This is a genomic window from Stenotrophomonas sp. GW821-FHT09E08 (genome assembly GCF_059416125.1).
Window position 1 is genome coordinate 1 of sequence record NZ_JBWKOO010000009.1, and the last position, 16,616, is coordinate 16,616.

Consider the following 16,616-nt stretch of genomic DNA (forward strand, 5'->3'; position numbering starts at 1 on the left):
GACCTAGAGCCGAACGGTCGCCCGCGCCGGGCTCTCGGCACCTAAGGTGCCAGAGTCGCAAGAGATAAGAGCCGAGCGACGCATTGATGCCTGTCGGTCTAGGTAGTCGCCAACCTTGGTTGGCGTCGCTTTCACCGGTGCCCACCAAGGTGGGCATCTACCGATCCCGCCGCCCATGCGCCACCATCGCCACCACCACAACACCTGCGGCCACGCTGGTGTGCCCGGACAACGCGGCCAGACCGAAACCCACTCCCAGCCCGCGCATGGCGAACACGGCACTGAACACCAGCAGCGCCCAGCCGACCGCGCGCAGTTTCTCGGTCGCCTGCGCGCTCAACACACGGCGCAGCACATCGCGCTGATGGCGCTCCATCGCCAGCGCCAGACAACCGAACGCGGCCAGTGACAGCACGAACAGAATGACGTGGATCATGCGCTGGCCTCGGAAACCGCATTGCGTGACGCTGCAGACGGCCGTGTGCGCTTCACCTTCGGTGCATGCCGCCAGGTGCGCCAGGCCAGCAGCGTGTGCAGGGCGGCCAATGCCAGCAGGGTCAGGTCGGTCCCGGCAAAGGCCCAATCGCCTGCGGCCAGCGTGCGCCACAACGGATGTGCCGTAGTCATCGCCGTCAGCACCGGCAGCAGTGCAAGCAGCAACGCCGCCAGCAGGAACTGTTCGATCCACGCTCGCTTGGGTGTCCGCAGCGTGGCGTGCACGAACATGGCCGCCCAAGCCAGGAAGAACACATGCACCTCCCACGCCGCGCGACCGTCCATGGCAGTGGGCAACAGGCGGTTCGCCCACAGATAGGCCGCCATCGCCACCGACAGGCCGGCGACGGTGGCGATGTTGAGACGCTCGACCAGGCGGAAGCCGAAGTAGGGGCGCTGCGGATCGGGCAGCTGCGCACGGCGCTTGACCGTCCATAGCACCAGCCCGGTGCCGACCATGGCGGTGCCGGCCAGGCTGACGATGAAGTACAGCCAGCGCAGGGCGGCATCGGCGAAGCGGCCCAGGTGCAGACCATACAGCACGCCCTGTGTATCGGCGGCGACGCCCGAGTGCTCCTTGACCTGCAGCAACTGCCCGCCGCTGCCGTCGAACAGCAGATAGTTCGGTGTGGTGGAAACACGGCTGGACTGCGCACGCACCACGGCCACGAGCGCGTTCTGGTCGCCGGGGTTCTGCACCTGCACGCTGCCCACCGATCCGGTTCCCCAGCGCTGCTCGGCCTGTTGCACCAGTGCGCCGACGTCGGTGAGCGGGGCAGGCTGGCCCGCGGCTTTCTGCGGTGGCAGGAACAGGCGCATCTCGCTGACCACCTCGGCCTGCTGGCGCTTGTCCGGCAGCTTGGCCAGGCCCCACGGCATGTACAGCACCGCCAGCATCACCAACCCGCTCCAGGTGATCATGAAATGGAACGGCAGGCCGAGCACCGAGAGTGCCGCGTGACCATCCAGCCACGAGCGCTGGCCCTTGCCCCAGCGGAAGGTGAAGAAGTCAGCGAAGATCTTCTTGTGGGTGATCACGCCGCTGACGATGGCCACCAGCATGAACATCGCGCACAGGCCGACGATCCAGCGACCCCACATCGCAGGCATGTAATGCAGGTTGAAATGGAATGCATAGAAGAAGTCGCCGCCGCCGGTGTCGCGTGCCTGCAGCGGCGCGCCGGTGTTGGCATCGAACAGGCCCGAGTCGAAGCCATGCCGGCCACGCCCACCCGGGCTGGCCCACATCGCCGACACCCATGGCATGCGCGTGCTCGGCAGGCCGAGGTTGATCTGGCTGGCCGCTGGCGTGTCGGCCATGATCGTGGCGACGGTGCGCTTCGTGACGATAGCGGCATCCGGCAATATAGACGGCGTGGCGATTTCCGGGCGGGTATAGCGCGAGAGCTCGTCGCGGAAGTAGCTGGCGGTGCCGGTGAGGAACATCGCGTACAGGATCCAGCCGGCCAGCAGCCCGACCCAGATATGCAGGTCGGACATGGTCTGGCGGATGCCGCGTGGCTTCGGGATGCGATCGACCTTGCTCATGCAGTGCCTCCGTTGCCGACCGTCTGTGCAACCAGCCACAGTGGCAACGCGGCGACGATCAGGCCCAGCCATGCGCGCCAGGCCGAGCGCACCGCGAACACCCAGACTACGGCGCCCGCATACAACAGGAAGCTGGCCAGCATGCCGGTGAACACGGCCTGGCGGCCATCGATGGGCAGCGCCAGTGCGGCGATGCTGCACAGCGCGGCCAGCACATAGCCGCCGAACAACGCGGCGAGGATGCGTGAGGCCAGCGGCAGCCAGGCCAGCACGACGGTGGTACGGGAAACGCTCACATCACTTCTCCGGGGCGCCACGCGCGATGGCGTGGCGCCCGTGCATCAGGCATCAGAAATCGACGGTGGCCGACAGCACGGCGGTGCGCGGCGTGCCCAGCCCGGAGCCGAGGCTGCCTGCCCAGTACGCCTTGTTGGTGAGGTTCTGCACGGTGGCGCGCAGCACCAACGGGTGACCGGCGGCCTGCAGTGCATAGCGGGCACCGAGGTCCAACACGGTGCGGCCGGCCACCCATTGGCTGTTGTCGGCATTGATGTAGCCCTTGGACAGGCTGACTGCATTGCCGGTGAGGGTGAGGCCCGGCACGGCCTGCACATCCCATTCCAGGCCCAGCTTGCCCTGCCACTGCGGGGTGGCGGTGGCCAGGCGACCCTGGTTGATGCCGCCCTGGGTACGGGTCAGCTTCGGCTGCAGCCAGCCGATTCCGCCCAGCACGCGCAGCTGTCCGGTGGCCTGGCCGAACACGGTCCATTCCACGCCACGGTTGCGCTGCTGGCCGCCGAACGAGAACACGTTGGTGGCCGGGTCGGTGTAGGAGCCGGGCTTCTCGATCTCGTACACGCTCAGCGCACTGGCCAGGCGACCGAAGTCGAACTTGGCGCCGACCTCGCGCTGGCGGGTCTTGTACGGTGGGAACACTTCGCCGGCGTTGGCTGCGCTGACCGGTGCGGTGCTGCCCTGGCTGAGCCCTTCGATGTAGTTGGCGTACAGCGACAGGCGGTCACTGGCCTTGAACAGCAGCGCGCCGGCCGGAGTGTTGGCGCTGGTGTCGTAGCGCGACGTGCGCTTGCCAGTGCTGCCGTCGATGGTATCGCTGAGCACGGTCTGGCGGCGGATGCCAAGGGTCAGCTGCACGCGGTCATCGATGAAGGACAGCGTGTCGGCGATACCGAAACTGGTGGTGCGGACTTCGCCGATCTTCGGCAGCGACGCATTGCTGAAGCTGCGGTCGATGGCCGGGCCCCATTGCGGATTGTAGATATTGGTCACCCAGTCGCGGGCCAGCAGGTTGCGTTGGAAGCCGAACTTGTAATCGTGGTGGTACCAGGCGGCGCTGATGGCCAGTGCATGATCGACCGGGCCCGTGCGGAAGCGTGCCGACACCCCGGCTTCGGCGGTGTCCTTGCTGTAGATGAAACGCTGGTGGGCGAAGTTGTTGCGGAAGTCGCCGGCGGCATTGGTGATCAGCGTGGTGCCGCTGGCGACGGAATCGAAATCGGTATGGCCGTGGCCGTAGCTGGCGTGCGCCTGCAGGTGATCATTGATGTCGAACGACCAGCGCAGCGCGGCGGCCTGGTCTTTGACGGTGCTGAAGGTCCAGCCCGGTGCGAACAGCGTGCTGGCCTTCGGCGGGCGCGGCACGGCCAGGCCAGGTGCCAGCGAGACACCACGGTTGAGGCCATCCACGTGGTCGCGGCTGCTGAACAGGTCCAGCGATACCTGCGAGCGCTCGCCGCGCCAGTCCAGGCCGAGCGATGCCAGCTGCGCCTTGTGCTGCTGGTGGTCGGTGGCGGTGTCGCCATCGCGGTGCACGGCATTGAGGCGCATGCCGAACTGCTTGTCCGCGCCGAAGCGGCGGCCGATATCCAGATGGCCACCGAACTGTGCGTCGCTGCCGTAGCTGGCGGTGAAGCGGGTCAACGGCGTGTCGCCGGCACGCTTCGGTACAAGGTTGACGCTGCCGCCGACCGAGCCGCCCGGCGGCATGCCGTTGAGCAGCGCGGACGGACCCTTCAGCACCTCGATGTTCTCGGCCAGTTCCGGGGTGACCCGGTAGTAGGGAATCAGCCCGTACAGGCCGCCGAAGCCGATGTCCGAGGAGGCCACGCCGAAGCCACGGATGTTGAAGTAATCGGTGATGCCGCCACTGGAACCGCTGTTGTAGACGCTGGGGTCGGTCAGCGCGATCACCCGTACCAGATCCGGTGCCTGGATGTTCTCGATGAATTCGGCGATGTAGCGGGTGGTGTTGAACGGTGTGTCCATGAAATCGAGGTCGCCGAGCAGGCCGACACGGCTGCCGCGCGTCACCTGGCCACCGGCGTAGGCATCGGTAGGCGCGGTCTTGTCGGCGCGTACGTTCACCGTGGGCAGCTGGCGGGCGCCATCGGGCGCGTCGTTGGCGTGGGCGGCAGTGGCGATCAGCAGCGCAGGCAGCATTGCCGCGCGCGCGGCCAGGGACAGCGCGATACGGCGCGGGAGGGGCAGGGTTCGGGCGGGGAGGGACATGGCGGTTCTCGTCGTGGTGGGTCGTGCGATCGGCCAGCACGGCGCCGTCGATGACCTGCACGGGCAGGACGACGCGGGCTGTGGAGTGGCTGGCAGAGGGCACGGCGCTGCCGCTGGGGCAGTGCTGCACGCGAGGTGCGTGGGCGATCTGTGGCTGGGTGGAGCGAAGCGCGGAGCGCGGGTGCTGCGGGGTGGATCAGATATCGTCGGCGAGGTCGTCGAGGTCCTGCAGGCCACCGCCGCGGGCCAGCACGCGCTCGTAGTTGCGGCGGCGGCGCTGGTCGGTGTCGGTGGTGGTCTCGCCACGTTTCCAGTAGCCGGCAACGGCGACGTCGGTGCGTGCCAGGCCGACCGCTTCGATGAAGTGGCGGCGCAGGGCGCGCATTTCCTCGCGTTCGCCGGCCGCCCAGACGGTGTTGTTGGCGTCCGGGTGCAGTCTGCGTGCCTGCTGCAGCAAGGGCGCATCACCGGTGGCCAGGCGCTGCACGCAGACACCATTGATGCGGGGCAGCTCGTCTACCGGGAAGGGATCATTCGAGGCGATCCAGGCCTGCGCATGCAGACCGGCCGGCCATTGCTGCAGCAACGCAGACAGGGCTGGGATGGCGCTCTGATCAGCGAACAGGAGAGCGCTGGCACCTTCACGCTGCGGCACCTGCAGATGCGGGCGCGGGCCGGTCAGATCGAAGGCATCACCGGGGCGCAGCGCACGTACCCAGGCCAGCATCGGTCCTGGTGCTTCGTGCAGCACCACATCCAGCGTGAATCGGCGCGTGTGCGCGTCGACGCAGCGCACGGTGTAGATCCGTGACCCATCGCCGAAGGCGGCGCCGAGCTGGATGCGCACGGCAGTGTTTGCGCGCTGCCACGGCGCGAGGGCTGCCTGCTCCGGCAACTGGACCACGAGGCGCAGCAGGCTGGCGCATGGCTGTACAACCGCGACCACCTGGACCTGCAGCGCCTGCAGGCCGCGATCATGGTCGGCACTGCGTAGCGGACCGGGCGGGGTGATTGAAGTGGGGGACGCGGACATCGACAACGATCCTGGGCACTGCGAATGCGAATTAGTTACATCATAGTAAACTAAATTGATCAAGTCGCAACCCAGGCCTGTCCAGCGGCCACGGGATGCGTTGACCATCGCGTCGCTGCGGACCACCATGGCAGCCCTTGCCCGCGCATCGCGCAGGAGCCGTTACCGCATGGCTGCACCGAAAAAGACCGCCACCCGTGGGCGACCGCCCACCATCACCCGCGACCGCATCGCCGACGCCGGCATTGCAATGACGCTGCCGGGGCTGAGCTTCGTGGGCGTGGCGGCGGCGCTCGGGGTGAGCCACATCGCGCTGTACAAGCATGTGGCGAATCTGGCGGCGCTGCGCGAGCTGGTGGCCGAGGCGATCTTCGAGCGTTGGCAGGCGCCGGCGCTGGATGCCGCTGGCCGGCGCAGCATCGAGGAGGACCTGCGCGCATTCCAGCGTTCACTGCGGGCGCTGGTGGATGCCAATCCGGGCCTGGCGCCATTCCTGGTCAGCCACGGCGCGAAGACGCCGGAGATGCTGGCCCGCATCCAGCGCCATCATGCCGAGTTCAGTCGTGCACATGGCCTCCCGCTGGAGCAGGCAGCGTGGTTGCTGTCGACCGTGGCGTATCACGCCGTGGCGTTGGCCGACACCGTGTACTCGCGGAATGCGGTGGTCGATACGTCGCGGCGGCCACTGGATAGGAAGGCACAGCAGGCCGAGTTCGACCGCAGCATGGAGGCATTGATCATCGGAGCGTTGGCGATGTGCGGACGCACGGCAGCCTCTGGGTAACCCCCCAATCCTGGTTGGCACCGTTGCCCCGGTAGTCGCCAACCTTGGTTGGCGCCGCGATACATCGTTGCCCACCAAGGTGGGCATTTACCGGTCAAGCGGCATCTTTGCGCTCCGCATCGTTCATCCCCGGGCTGACGCGGCGGCCGATGTCCTTCAAGCGCGCCAGCTGATCCACCATCGACGGTGCATCGTCCAGGCTGCCGACGAACGTCCACAGGTAGGTCATCACCGCGTACACATGACCCGGCGTCACACCGTCGGTGGTGGCGAGTCGGCCGATGGTCACCGCGAACAACACCGCCGCCGCCGCGCCCACCACCACGAAGGCCCCAGCTTCGCGATCAGATAGCAGGATACGCAGCCGCGACAGCGTGGTGTAGTGGCGACGCAGCACCGAGGGGCTGACCCGGTCAACCAGTCGGATTTCATGTTCCAGCCGGTTGTTCAGGCGCCCATGCAGCTGCTCGTTGCGGCGTGCGAACGACGGCATCAGCAACACTGCGCCAAGCAGTGCGATCAGGCTCGCGGCGCCCACCAGCGGTTCGATCACCAGCAGCATCACCGCCGCACCGAACATCGATACCAGCGCGGTGGCGATGATCGGCACGTGCTTCTCGAAGAAGTCGACGAACTCGCGGGCCAGCACCACGCGTGCGGCCGAGGTGGAGGTGGCGTGGCCCAGCCTGCGCTGTGCCTGCACCACATTCACCGCCAGGTCGGCATAGATGCGGGTGAAGGTACGGGTATCGACCGCACGGCGGGCGGCACCGACCAGCCAGAACAACAGCACGACGCCGGCGTACGAGATGGCGTGGCCGATGTCGCCGCGGATGATCGCGTCCACCGCGAAGCCGGCAAACAGCGGATACGCCAGCAGCAGCGCGTTCTCCAGCGCCACCAGCGAGAACGTGCCGGTGAGCTGCCACGGGTAGGTGCGCAGGATGGCCTTGAGGGTGGCGGCCGCGTTCTGCTGGCCGATGCTACCGGCGGCCGCCGCCGGATCGTGAGGGTGTTTCATGGGGATGCCTGGGCAAGGTGGAGACAGGGCAGGGGGCTGGATACCTGCCGCCTCCCTGGTCACGCCCAGTATCGGCAGCCCTTTGGAGCGGGCATGGAGGGACGATGGAGATTGCGTGGAGAAATCGGCGCCGTTCAGCGATGCGAATGCCCACCAAGGTGGGCCGCTACCAGAGCAGCGTCTGCCGCAACGTTGCGCCCTCAACGACGTGCATGTACCGGCCAGCGGATCTCGAACGAACTGCCGCCACGTTCGGTAGCCCGGCACTGCGCGGTTCCGTGATGGGCCACGGCAATCGCACGTACTACCGCCAGGCCAAGCCCGGAGCCACCGCTCTGCCGCGAACGCGAGACATCGGTGCGCTGGAAGGCCTCGAAGATGCTGTCGCGCAGCTCGTCCGGCACGCCGGGGCCGCCATCCTCCACGGCCACGGTGCAATGGCCCTCGGCCAGGGTGACGGCCACCCGCAGCGGACACGGAATGGCATGCCGCCGCGCGTTCTCCAGCAGCGCCAGCACCGCCTGGCGGATGCGTGCGGGATCGCAGTCGGCCAGTGACGGGCGCGCATCCAGGGTTACCGAGAAGCCACTTTCGGTCAGCGCTTCGGACATCGCTTCCACCACTGCCGCCACCTGTACGCTGACATCGCTGCGCTGCAGACGAAGATCCAGATGACCACTCTCGGCCAGGCTGACCACGCGCAGGTCCTCAATGATCCGGGTCAGGCCTTCCAGCTGGGTGAGCATGCTGTTGAACTGTTCCGGGCCCGGCTCGAATACCCCTTCGGCAATGCCCTGCAGGCGGCCGCGCAGGATGGTCATCGGCGTGCGCAGTTCGTGCGCGATCGCGGCGTTCCAGAACACCCGGTTCTCGGACATCCGGCTGAGCCGCTCGGCCATGGAGTTGAAATCGCTGACCAGCGTGGCCGCTTCGGTCATCGAGGTGTCGCCGCCGCGTGCACGTGCCTCCAGATCACCGCTGGCGACCCGGCGCAGGCTTTCGGCCACCGAGTTCAATGGCGTGATGATGCGGCGGGTCAGGCGCGAGGCGACCAGCGTGGCGAAGATGACGACAACGGAGGCGGTCAAGCCGATCCACAGCCACTCCAGCCCCGATGGCATGATGGTTTCCGGCTCGTCGTACCAACGCGGATAGAACACTTCCATCAGGTAGTAGAACAGGTAGAAGCCGCTGATCGACAGCACCGTCGAGCACAGCGAGGCGACCGTGATGGACAGCGTGATCTGGCGGCCGATGCTCTTGCCTTTGGGGTTCATCATTCAGTCCAGGAAACGGTAGCCAACGCCACGGATGGTGGCCGGAATGCCGATGACGCCGACGTCTTCCAGCTTGCGGCGCAGTTTGCTGACGTGGCTGTCCACCGTCCGTTCCTGCGCATCGCCCTCGGGCAGGCAGTTGTGCAGCAGATCCAGCCGGCTGTGCACCTGGCGCGGTGCGCGCGCCAGGTGTACCAGCAGGCGGAACTCGGTGAGCGTGAAGGTCAGTGCGTGCAGTTGCTCATCTGTGCGCACGGTCACCTCATGGCTGCGCAGGTCGATCTCGAACGGTCCCTGGCGGATCACCCCGCTGGGCGCATCGCTGGGTTCTCTGGCACTCCGCCGCAGCACCGCCTGGATACGGGCGACGATCTCGGCCGGATTGAATGGCTTGGCTACATAGTCGTCGGCGCCGACGCGCAGGCCGGTCAACTTGTCCACGTCCTGGTCGAGTGCGGTGAGCATGATCACCGGCGTATTGCCACGCCTGCGCAGTTCGCTCAGCACCTGCCATCCATCCATTCTCGGCATCTGCACATCCAGCAGCACCAGATCCGGGCGTAGCTGGCGATGACTGGCCAGGGCTGCCTCGCCATCGACCGCGCGGACGCTGCGCAGGCCGGAACGCGCCAGGTACGCACCAAGGATGTCGGCGATCTCGCCTTCGTCTTCGGCAATCAGGACCAGGGGCGCCTGGCGCATGCGGGTATCGGGTTTCATTGCGTGATGCGGCTTTGGAAAGTGAGCAGGTGAGGGCGAGGGCGATGTCAGTGGAGAGGTCATCGTCGTCGTTCCATGGCCTGTGCTTCCTCGTTGGCGGCCCAGGCCAGCGTGGCCAGCACCAGCGTGCGACGCAGCGACGGCGCCAGCGGCCGCCCTTCGCGCAGATCCCGCGCAGCCAGGGCGGATACCGCTGCCGACAAACGGGCCCAGCGTGATGCCATGTCGGCCGCATCCACCCGTGCCTGCAGGCGGGTTGCCATGCGCAGGATGGCGCGCAGGCGGAGCGTCATCTGGGTGGCGACCAGCAGGGTGGCGAGGGCGAGCAGCAGATGCAGCGTGGCACCGGCGGCGGTTGGCTTCGGCTCCGACCAGATTGCCAGGCCGATCAGCGCCAGCGAAGCGGGCGATCCGAGGCGGCTCGCGTGGCCTGGCCCATCGCTGCGGAACCACAGCAGGGCGGTAGCACCGAAGCCTGCCAGCAGGGGCGCTAGCACATGGGGACTGGCCAGCATCCAGGCCGTGGTCGATGCCAGTACCAGGGCGAGCAGCCACGGCGAAGGTGCGCACCAGGCCAGGTAGGCGCGGCGCACATCGATCGACGGCAGGTCTGGATGGGGACGGAGCACGGTGGGCAGGCAGTCGGCAAGTTGCCGAGGCTAGCCGCCATTGATGGAGACTCGGTCGAGATTGTGTCGAGATTGCATGGACACGGATCGCCTGGTTCAGCCGCCGGCGGCGTGCCTGAACGGCTGCCGGATCTCCATGCAATCTCCACAGTGGCTCCAAGAAACGTCCACCCCTGGCTTGCAGACTGCGGCCTCAGCGGTCGCACTGGGTGGCCGCCCGTAGCCGGGCGTTTCGATGAACAACCGCAGGATCTGGACCATCGCCGCAGCCGTGGCTCTCATTGCGGGTGCCGCAGGCTGGTGGGCCTTCGCAGACAGCGATGATGCCGCGTTGATCACCGCGCCGGCAAGAGTGGCAGATCTGGAAAAGACCGTGCAGGCGGTGGGCCGGGTCAACCCGAAGGAGCTGGTGGCGGTGGGCGCGCAGGTGTCCGGCCAGGTCAAGCGCCTGCATGTGGTGCTGGGCCAGCGCGTACAGGCCGGCGACCTGATTGCCGAGGTCGACTCGCAGCCGCAGCGCATCGCCCTGCGCAGCGCTGAAGCGGCCACCAATACGTTGCGTGCCCAGCATGCGGCCAGCCAGGCCCGTTACGCCCAGTCCAGCCGTGTCTACGAGCGGCAGTCGCAGCTGGTGGCGTCGCGCCTGGTGTCACAGGAAGGTTTCGAGGCCGCGCGGGTGGTACGTGATACGGCGCGCTCGGAGATGGCCGCGCTGCAGGCGCAGATCGACCAGGCCGTGACCCAGGTCGAAACCGCACGTATCAACCTCGGCTATTCCCGCATCGTCTCGCCCAGCGACGGGTACATCGTCGCTATCGTGACCAAGGCCGGGCAGACGTTGAACTCGATGCAGACCACGCCGACCATCGTGATGCTGGCGCAGATGGATACGATGACCGTGCGCGCCGAGATCGCGGAGGCCGATGTGGAGCTGGTCGCGCCCGGCCAGCCGCTGTGGTTTTCGACACTGGGCCCGAGTGGCCGCCGCTACGAATCCCATCTGCAGCAGCTGGAGCCTGCGCCGTCGACGATTGCCGATATGGCCGGCAGCAGTGCGGGTGGCTCGGCGCAGACGCCCAAGGCGGTGTACTACGCCGGCCTGTTCGATGTGGCCAATCCGGGCCTGAAGCTGAAACCGTCGATGACGGTGAAGGTCACCCTGCAACTGGCACGCGCTGCCAACGCACTACAGGTGCCGTTGACCGCATTGACCGAATCCGAAGGCAAGGACAGCAACCGCGGCACGGTGCAGGTGGTCGATGCAAAGGGCCGCGTCACCGAGCGTGAGGTCAGCACGGGTTTGCGCACCGCGACGGCGGTGCAGATCCTGTCCGGGCTGAAGGCAGGCGAGAACGTGGTGGTCGGCCAGGCGCCAAGCGGCGCTGAGCCGGAAGCTGCCAGCCTGTTGGGGATCTGAGCATGGCCGATGCTCTGCTGGAACTGCATGGCGTATCGCGCGCCTATCGCTCGGCCGCCGGTGAAGTGGTGGTGCTGAAGGATGTATCGCTGCGTATCGACGCCGGTGAGTTCATCGCCATCATCGGCCCGTCCGGTTCGGGAAAATCAACGTTGATGAACATCCTCGGCTGCCTGGACCGGCCAACCGAAGGCAGCTATCGCGTGAACGGCGAGGCCACCGAGCAGATGGCGCCGGATGCGATGGCCCGGCTGCGCCGCGAGCACTTCGGCTTCATCTTCCAGCGCTACAACCTGATGGAGAACCTGAGTGCCACCGAGAACGTGGCATTGCCGGCGGTCTATGCGGGCGTGGATGCAGAGACGCGTACCGCGCGTGCCCGCGGGCTGCTGGAAACGCTGGGCCTGGGCGAACGCACCGCAAACCGGCCGAGCCAGCTGTCCGGCGGCCAGCAGCAGCGCGTGTCGATCGCGCGTTCGCTGATGAACGGCGGCGCCATCGTACTGGCCGACGAGCCGACCGGCGCGCTCGATCACGCCAGTGGCCAGCAGGTGATGGCCGAACTGAAGCGCCTGCATGGGCAAGGCCATACGGTGATCCTGGTGACCCATGACGCTGCAATTGCCGCGCATGCCGGCCGGGTGATCGAGATTGCCGACGGACGTGTGGTCGCCGATCGTGGTGACAGGGCGCCGGTGTTGACGCCCGCTGCGTCCATCGCCGAACGCGGTCCGTCCCTGACTGCCGAGCGCCGGGCGCGCCTGGACGCGGTACGCGAGGCCGCCCGGATGGCGGTGCGTTCGATGCTGGCCCATCGACTGCGGACCTTGTTGACGATGCTCGGCATCATCATCGGCGTGGCCGCCGTGGTGACCGTGGTCGCGCTAGGCAAGGGCGCGCAGGCGCAGGTGGAATCACAGATCAATGAACTGGGCGCCAGCACACTGGAGATATTCCCCGGCGCCGATTTCGGTGACCCGCGCTCGGCGGAGATCGAAACGCTGGTGGTGGGGGATGCCGACCATCTGGCCGCGCTCAGCTACGTGGACAGCGTCAGCCCCAATCTGACGGGTTCGGTGGCAGCACTGCAGGGCAGCCGTCGTGCCAACACCCAGGTGCAGGGCGTGGGCGCGGACTTGCCGCGCGTGCGCGGGCTGCAGCTGAAGGCTGGGCGCTTCTTCACCGATGCTGAAGTAGATGCGCATCGTGCCGTGGGCGTGGTCGATCAGAAGGCGGCCAAGGCGCTGTTCACCGGCAACCCGATCGGCAGTACGGTGCTGTTGGGCGGCATGCCGGTGGAGGTGATCGGTGTGGTCGGCGCCAGCGCCTTTGCCGGCGGTGCGACGCCCACGGTCTACGTGCCGTATACCTCGGCGGCCTCGCGGCTGCTGGGCAGCCAACGGCTGGAGAGCATCACCGTGCGGGTGCGCGATAACGTGCCGACCACCGCCGCCGAAGCCTCGCTGGCTGCCGAACTGCAACGGTTGCATGGGCGGCGGGATTTCTTCATCTACAACGCCGATCAGATCCGCAAGGCGGTGATGAAGTCCAGCCAGACCATGGCGGCCCTGGTCTCCGCCATTGCCGCGGTGGCGCTGGTGGTGGGTGGAGTTGGGGTGATGAACATCATGCTGGTGTCGGTGAAGGAGCGCGTGCGCGAGATCGGCGTGCGTCTGGCAGTGGGTGCGCGGCAGGGTGACATCCTGCGCCAGTTCCTGATCGAAGCGGTGCTGATCTGCCTGCTCGGTGGTGTGCTGGGCGTACTGTTCGCGTTCGGTGCGGGAGCGCTGTCCAGCCTGCTGTCGCTGGGCGTGCCGTTCCTGTTCACGCCGGGGCCGGTGCTGGCTGCATTGGCGTGTTCGTCGGCGATCGGGCTTGGCTTCGGCTACTTCCCGGCACGCAGCGCCGCGCAGCTGGACCCGATCCAGGCACTGGCAGCGGAGTAGGGCCGCACCCGCTGCAGGACATTGTAGAGCCGAGCCTACGCTCGGCTGTTCTCCGGCCAGACCAGGATGAACCCTGCGCTGCGCGCAGCAAGCCGAGCGTGGGCAGGAGCATTCCCGGCAGCAGAGTGGGTGTGTCAGCGCGGCGGAAAGGCAATGACGATGTCGTTCAGCGGCAACTGGTTGTCGCGCGGCACGGTCACGCCGGGTTTCCAGGCGTCACCTTGGCCGAACAGTTGTGCCTCGCTTTCAGGGCCGAAATCGTCGAAGGACTGGAAGACATAGGGAATGCCTTCGGACCCTTCGAACGTGGGCTTGTTGGAAAGCTGGAAATGCAGGTGTGGCGCAGCGGAATTGCCCGACTGTCCCAGCTGCGCCAGCACCTGTCCCCGTTGGATGCGTTGCCCGGGTCTGACCTTGACGCTGCCTGCGCGCAGGTGGGCGTAGCTGGCGAAGACATCCGGCGCGATTTCCACCACCACGTAGTTGCCGAACAAGCCGTCGGCGGTCAGTGACGATGGCTCCGGTTGTGCGGTCAATGGGGCATGCTCCGGCTGTCCGTCGCGGGTGGCGCGGACGATGCCATCGGCCACGGCCAGCACCGGTGCCGCATAGCCCACCCAGTCCGAGTGGCGGGTGTGCTGCAGATCCTTTGTACCGGGCCGCAACGCGCGGCCTTGTGCGTTCACGCCGACCAGATCGAGGGCGAAGCGCTGTGGAATGGTCAGCTCACCATTGACCGCAACCAGGCTGCCCCAATGGTGCGACTGCGCCGCGCCCGGTCCTTCATGCGCGAGCCAGCGGCCACCCTGCAGCGGCGGTCCCACGGCCAGCACTGGCGCGGGATTGACCTGCACGCTGGCGCCATCCAGCAGCACGTTGCCGTGGTGCTCGGTGCCCAGCAGCATGTGGTGACGGAGGGTGTGTGGAACGGGCGCGCCGGGTGGCAATGACAGCCACAGGAAAACCACCAGCCGCTTGCCGGGCGCAATGCTGAGGGCCACATCCTCGGCCGGCATCGGCCGAACCCAGCCGCGCAGGGCGTGGCCGTCCAGCGTCAGCAGCGATGTTGCAGCGTTGTCGGCGAACACCTGCAGCGACTGCGGCTGCAGCGCGCCGGTATCGCCGTAGAAATTGGTGATGTGCAGTTCATAGGCCAGATGGCGCAGGCCGTCGCTGCCGATGAAGGGCGCTGGCGCGAAGGGCACCCTCGCTTCGACCGGTGCAGGGGCTGGCGCCGCCAGTGCGTATGAAGGAAGCAGCAACAGCAGCAGGACGAAGCGGATGCTGCGGGTCATGCGGGTTCCCCAGGGGGCCGTTGGTGGCCGCTGCCGAGCATAGCGCTACACCGGGGCCACAGACATACGGGCAGGTTCGGCAAGCCGGCAGCTGCGGCCGATATCAGGCCGACGGCCGGGGATGCCTGCGCACACGTGCCCGCTCGCGGTACAGCCGGCTGTCGGCGCGCTGCAGGGTGTCGGCCACCGTCTCGCCAGGTGCATGGTGGGTCGCGCCCAGCGAGAAGGGTGTGGGTGACTGCCCGGCGTGCTCCGCATACCACTGTTCCAGTGCGGTCAGCCTCCCCGGTTCCGGGCCGGTCAGCACCACCATGAACTCGTCGCCCCCCATCCGCACCACGTTCTCCGCCGCACCCAGCGGAGAGCGCAGGAAGGCGGCGAACTCCACCAGCACCGTGTCACCCCGCGCATGGCCCTGGCTGTCGTTGATCTGCTTGAAATGATCAAGATCGAACATCAGGCAGGCCCATGGCCGTTCGCCCAGTTCGTCCAGACGGGGCAGGAAGCGGCGGTTGTAGCTCTGGGTGAGGGGATCCTTGAACGACATCTCGCGCAGCTGCTGCTCCTGCATCCGCAATGCGGTGACGTCCTGCGCATGGCCGAGCACATAGGGTGGATTGGCTTCGCTGTCGAGCACGTTGTGGTAGGCCCAATAGTGTCGGGTTCCATCGGCAGCGATCAGTTCGATGACGCCGGCATCGGTGTGGTTGATCGCGATGCGCTCGAGATAGGCCTTGAAGGCGGCGCGCTTCTCCGGCGGCATCAGGTCACACAGGCTGCGCCCGACCATCTGGCGCTCCTCGAAGCCCAACGACTGCACTGCCGCCGGGTTCACCGACGTCAGCGTGCCATCCAGCGTATGCGTGCAGATCAAGCCCAGGCTGTAGTGGAACAGGCGCCGGTAGCGGGTTTCGCTCGCTTCCAGCGCATCCAGTGCGGCACGCTCTTCGGTGATGTCCTGGATGGCGCCGACCAGCCGAGGGTGACCATCAACCTGCTGCCGGCCACCGACGACCCTCGTCCAGATGGCACGTCCATCGGCGGTCGTCATCGGCAGTTGAACCTCCCACGACGTGCCTTCCTCGATGCAGCGCTGTACCGCTGTGCGGATGATGCTGCGGCTGTCCTCGCGGTAGAACGAAAGCGCGGTGTCGAGCGTGGGCTCGAAGTTGCTGCGCACGCCATGGATCTGTTTGGTTTCGCGCGTCCAGCGCACTTCGTTATTGACCAGGTCCATCTCCCAGCCGCCTACCCGCGCTGCGCGGTTGGTGCGTTCCAGGAAATCCTCACTGCGTTTCAACTCGCGGTGCAGAGCCTTGGCCTGGCCGACCTGGGCCATCAAGGTGCTGCGCTGTTTCAGTACCTGGGTGGTGACCTGCGCCAGATGCACCATCAGTTCGCGCTGTGAGGGCGACAGTACGCCCGGCATCGGATCGAGCAGGCACAGTGTTCCAATGCGAGCGCCGTGCGCCGAGCCCAGCGAGATGCCGGCGTAGTGGCGGATGCGTGGGCCGCCGGTCACCAGCGGGTTGGTGGAGAATCGTGGATCCTGGCGCGCGTCCGGAACTTCGAACAGCTCATCCTGCCGGATCGCATGCGTGCAGAAAGAAATCTCGCGTGCGGTCTCGCTGACACCTTCCAGCCCAATGTTGGCCTTGAACCACTGGCGCTCGTCGGCTACCACCGAGATCAGTGCCATGGTCATGCCGGTGGCGGCACGCGCGGCGGCGACGATCGCATCGAAAACCGGCTCTGGCGGAGTGTCGAGCAGATGCAGACGGTCGAGTTCAAGCAGTCGTTCGGCTTCGTCCATGGCGCGTTTCAGGGCTGGGGTGGCGAGGGCGGCTTCGGCGGCTGTCAGGCACTACGCTAGTGCGTAGCGCGTTATGTATCGCCAGCGTCGGGTGATGCCGATGTGACGCGCC

The 16,616-nt window shown here is 67.0% G+C and carries 14 protein-coding genes; 3 read left to right on the forward strand and 11 right to left on the reverse strand.

Features of this window, described 5'->3' with window-relative positions:
* Window positions 1-157 precede the first annotated feature (157 nt).
* The 5 genes from AC07M7_RS12700 to AC07M7_RS12720 all read right to left on the reverse strand — a co-directional run bounded on the left by AC07M7_RS12700 (window position 158) and on the right by AC07M7_RS12720 (window position 5,602).
* Window positions 158-436: a DUF3325 domain-containing protein gene (locus tag AC07M7_RS12700; RefSeq protein WP_046986480.1), complete on the reverse strand. Its 279-nt coding sequence runs from the start codon at window positions 434-436 to the stop codon at window positions 158-160.
* Window positions 433-2,043: a PepSY-associated TM helix domain-containing protein gene (locus AC07M7_RS12705; RefSeq protein ID WP_495207520.1), complete on the reverse strand. Its 1,611-nt coding sequence runs from the start codon at window positions 2,041-2,043 to the stop codon at window positions 433-435. Before AC07M7_RS12705 ends, AC07M7_RS12700 begins: the two co-directional genes overlap by 4 nt.
* A complete protein-coding gene (locus AC07M7_RS12710; protein ID WP_208043484.1) occupies window positions 2,040-2,339 on the reverse strand; it encodes a DUF3649 domain-containing protein in 300 nt (99 codons plus the stop codon). Before AC07M7_RS12710 ends, AC07M7_RS12705 begins: the two co-directional genes overlap by 4 nt.
* Window positions 2,340-2,391: 52 nt before the next feature.
* Window positions 2,392-4,569, reverse strand: a complete 2,178-nt coding sequence (locus tag AC07M7_RS12715; RefSeq protein WP_495207521.1) for a TonB-dependent receptor — start codon at window positions 4,567-4,569, stop codon at window positions 2,392-2,394.
* A 196-nt stretch (window positions 4,570-4,765) separates the two neighbouring features.
* Window positions 4,766-5,602 carry a siderophore-interacting protein gene (locus AC07M7_RS12720; protein ID WP_495207522.1) on the reverse strand — a complete coding sequence of 279 codons (837 nt, stop codon included), beginning with the start codon at window positions 5,600-5,602 and terminating at the stop codon, window positions 4,766-4,768.
* A gap of 169 nt (window positions 5,603-5,771) precedes the next feature.
* On the opposite strand from AC07M7_RS12720, the gene AC07M7_RS12725 reads away from it, so the two are divergent.
* Window positions 5,772-6,386 carry a TetR/AcrR family transcriptional regulator gene (locus tag AC07M7_RS12725; protein WP_253078041.1) on the forward strand — a complete coding sequence of 205 codons (615 nt, stop codon included), beginning with the start codon at window positions 5,772-5,774 and terminating at the stop codon, window positions 6,384-6,386.
* Between the two features lie 94 nt (window positions 6,387-6,480).
* Here the strand turns inward: AC07M7_RS12725 and AC07M7_RS12730 are convergent, their stop codons facing one another.
* The 4 genes from AC07M7_RS12730 to AC07M7_RS12745 all read right to left on the reverse strand — a co-directional run bounded on the left by AC07M7_RS12730 (window position 6,481) and on the right by AC07M7_RS12745 (window position 10,033).
* Complete coding sequence (locus AC07M7_RS12730) at window positions 6,481-7,407, reverse strand: ABC transporter six-transmembrane domain-containing protein (RefSeq protein ID WP_046983356.1); 927 nt, start codon at window positions 7,405-7,407, stop codon at window positions 6,481-6,483.
* Window positions 7,408-7,607: 200 nt separating this feature from the next.
* Window positions 7,608-8,684 carry an ATP-binding protein gene (locus AC07M7_RS12735; RefSeq protein ID WP_337302408.1) on the reverse strand — a complete coding sequence of 359 codons (1,077 nt, stop codon included), beginning with the start codon at window positions 8,682-8,684 and terminating at the stop codon, window positions 7,608-7,610.
* Window positions 8,685-8,687: 3 nt separating this feature from the next.
* The gene (locus tag AC07M7_RS12740) at window positions 8,688-9,404 is read right to left on the reverse strand and encodes a response regulator (protein WP_495207523.1); all 717 of its coding nucleotides are present in this window, start codon (window positions 9,402-9,404) and stop codon (window positions 8,688-8,690) included.
* A 59-nt stretch (window positions 9,405-9,463) separates the two neighbouring features.
* Complete coding sequence (locus tag AC07M7_RS12745; RefSeq protein ID WP_253078039.1) at window positions 9,464-10,033, reverse strand: hypothetical protein; 570 nt, start codon at window positions 10,031-10,033, stop codon at window positions 9,464-9,466.
* 235 nt (window positions 10,034-10,268) lie between these two features.
* Between AC07M7_RS12745 and AC07M7_RS12750 the strand changes: the two genes are divergently transcribed.
* Entirely contained in the window at window positions 10,269-11,450 is a 1,182-nt protein-coding gene (locus AC07M7_RS12750) for an efflux RND transporter periplasmic adaptor subunit (RefSeq protein ID WP_495207524.1), read from the forward strand.
* A gap of 2 nt (window positions 11,451-11,452) precedes the next feature.
* Window positions 11,453-13,396 carry a MacB family efflux pump subunit gene (locus AC07M7_RS12755; protein ID WP_337302410.1) on the forward strand — a complete coding sequence of 648 codons (1,944 nt, stop codon included), beginning with the start codon at window positions 11,453-11,455 and terminating at the stop codon, window positions 13,394-13,396.
* A gap of 134 nt (window positions 13,397-13,530) precedes the next feature.
* On the opposite strand, the gene AC07M7_RS12760 is transcribed toward AC07M7_RS12755, so the two are convergent.
* Both AC07M7_RS12760 and AC07M7_RS12765 read right to left on the reverse strand, forming a co-directional pair.
* Window positions 13,531-14,691: a M23 family metallopeptidase gene (locus tag AC07M7_RS12760; protein WP_495207525.1), complete on the reverse strand. Its 1,161-nt coding sequence runs from the start codon at window positions 14,689-14,691 to the stop codon at window positions 13,531-13,533.
* A gap of 103 nt (window positions 14,692-14,794) precedes the next feature.
* On the reverse strand, window positions 14,795-16,504 hold the full coding sequence (locus AC07M7_RS12765) for a sensor domain-containing diguanylate cyclase (RefSeq protein WP_495207526.1): 1,710 nt from the start codon (window positions 16,502-16,504) through the stop codon (window positions 14,795-14,797).
* Window positions 16,505-16,616: the final 112 nt, after the last annotated feature.

Coding starts and splice junctions, on each gene's coding strand:
- AC07M7_RS12725 (WP_253078041.1), top strand. CDS start 5,772: ATGGCTGCACCGAAAAAGACCGCCACCCGTGGGCGACCGCCCACCATC.
- AC07M7_RS12735 (WP_337302408.1), bottom strand. CDS start 8,684: ATGAACCCCAAAGGCAAGAGCATCGGCCGCCAGATCACGCTGTCCATC.
- AC07M7_RS12765 (WP_495207526.1), bottom strand. CDS start 16,504: ATGGACGAAGCCGAACGACTGCTTGAACTCGACCGTCTGCATCTGCTC.
- AC07M7_RS12760 (WP_495207525.1), bottom strand. CDS start 14,691: ATGACCCGCAGCATCCGCTTCGTCCTGCTGCTGTTGCTGCTTCCTTCA.
- AC07M7_RS12700 (WP_046986480.1), bottom strand. CDS start 436: ATGATCCACGTCATTCTGTTCGTGCTGTCACTGGCCGCGTTCGGTTGT.
- AC07M7_RS12730 (WP_046983356.1), bottom strand. CDS start 7,407: ATGAAACACCCTCACGATCCGGCGGCGGCCGCCGGTAGCATCGGCCAG.
- AC07M7_RS12705 (WP_495207520.1), bottom strand. CDS start 2,043: ATGAGCAAGGTCGATCGCATCCCGAAGCCACGCGGCATCCGCCAGACC.
- AC07M7_RS12740 (WP_495207523.1), bottom strand. CDS start 9,404: ATGAAACCCGATACCCGCATGCGCCAGGCGCCCCTGGTCCTGATTGCC.
- AC07M7_RS12720 (WP_495207522.1), bottom strand. CDS start 5,602: ATGTCCGCGTCCCCCACTTCAATCACCCCGCCCGGTCCGCTACGCAGT.
- AC07M7_RS12755 (WP_337302410.1), top strand. CDS start 11,453: ATGGCCGATGCTCTGCTGGAACTGCATGGCGTATCGCGCGCCTATCGC.
- AC07M7_RS12750 (WP_495207524.1), top strand. CDS start 10,269: ATGAACAACCGCAGGATCTGGACCATCGCCGCAGCCGTGGCTCTCATT.
- AC07M7_RS12715 (WP_495207521.1), bottom strand. CDS start 4,569: ATGTCCCTCCCCGCCCGAACCCTGCCCCTCCCGCGCCGTATCGCGCTG.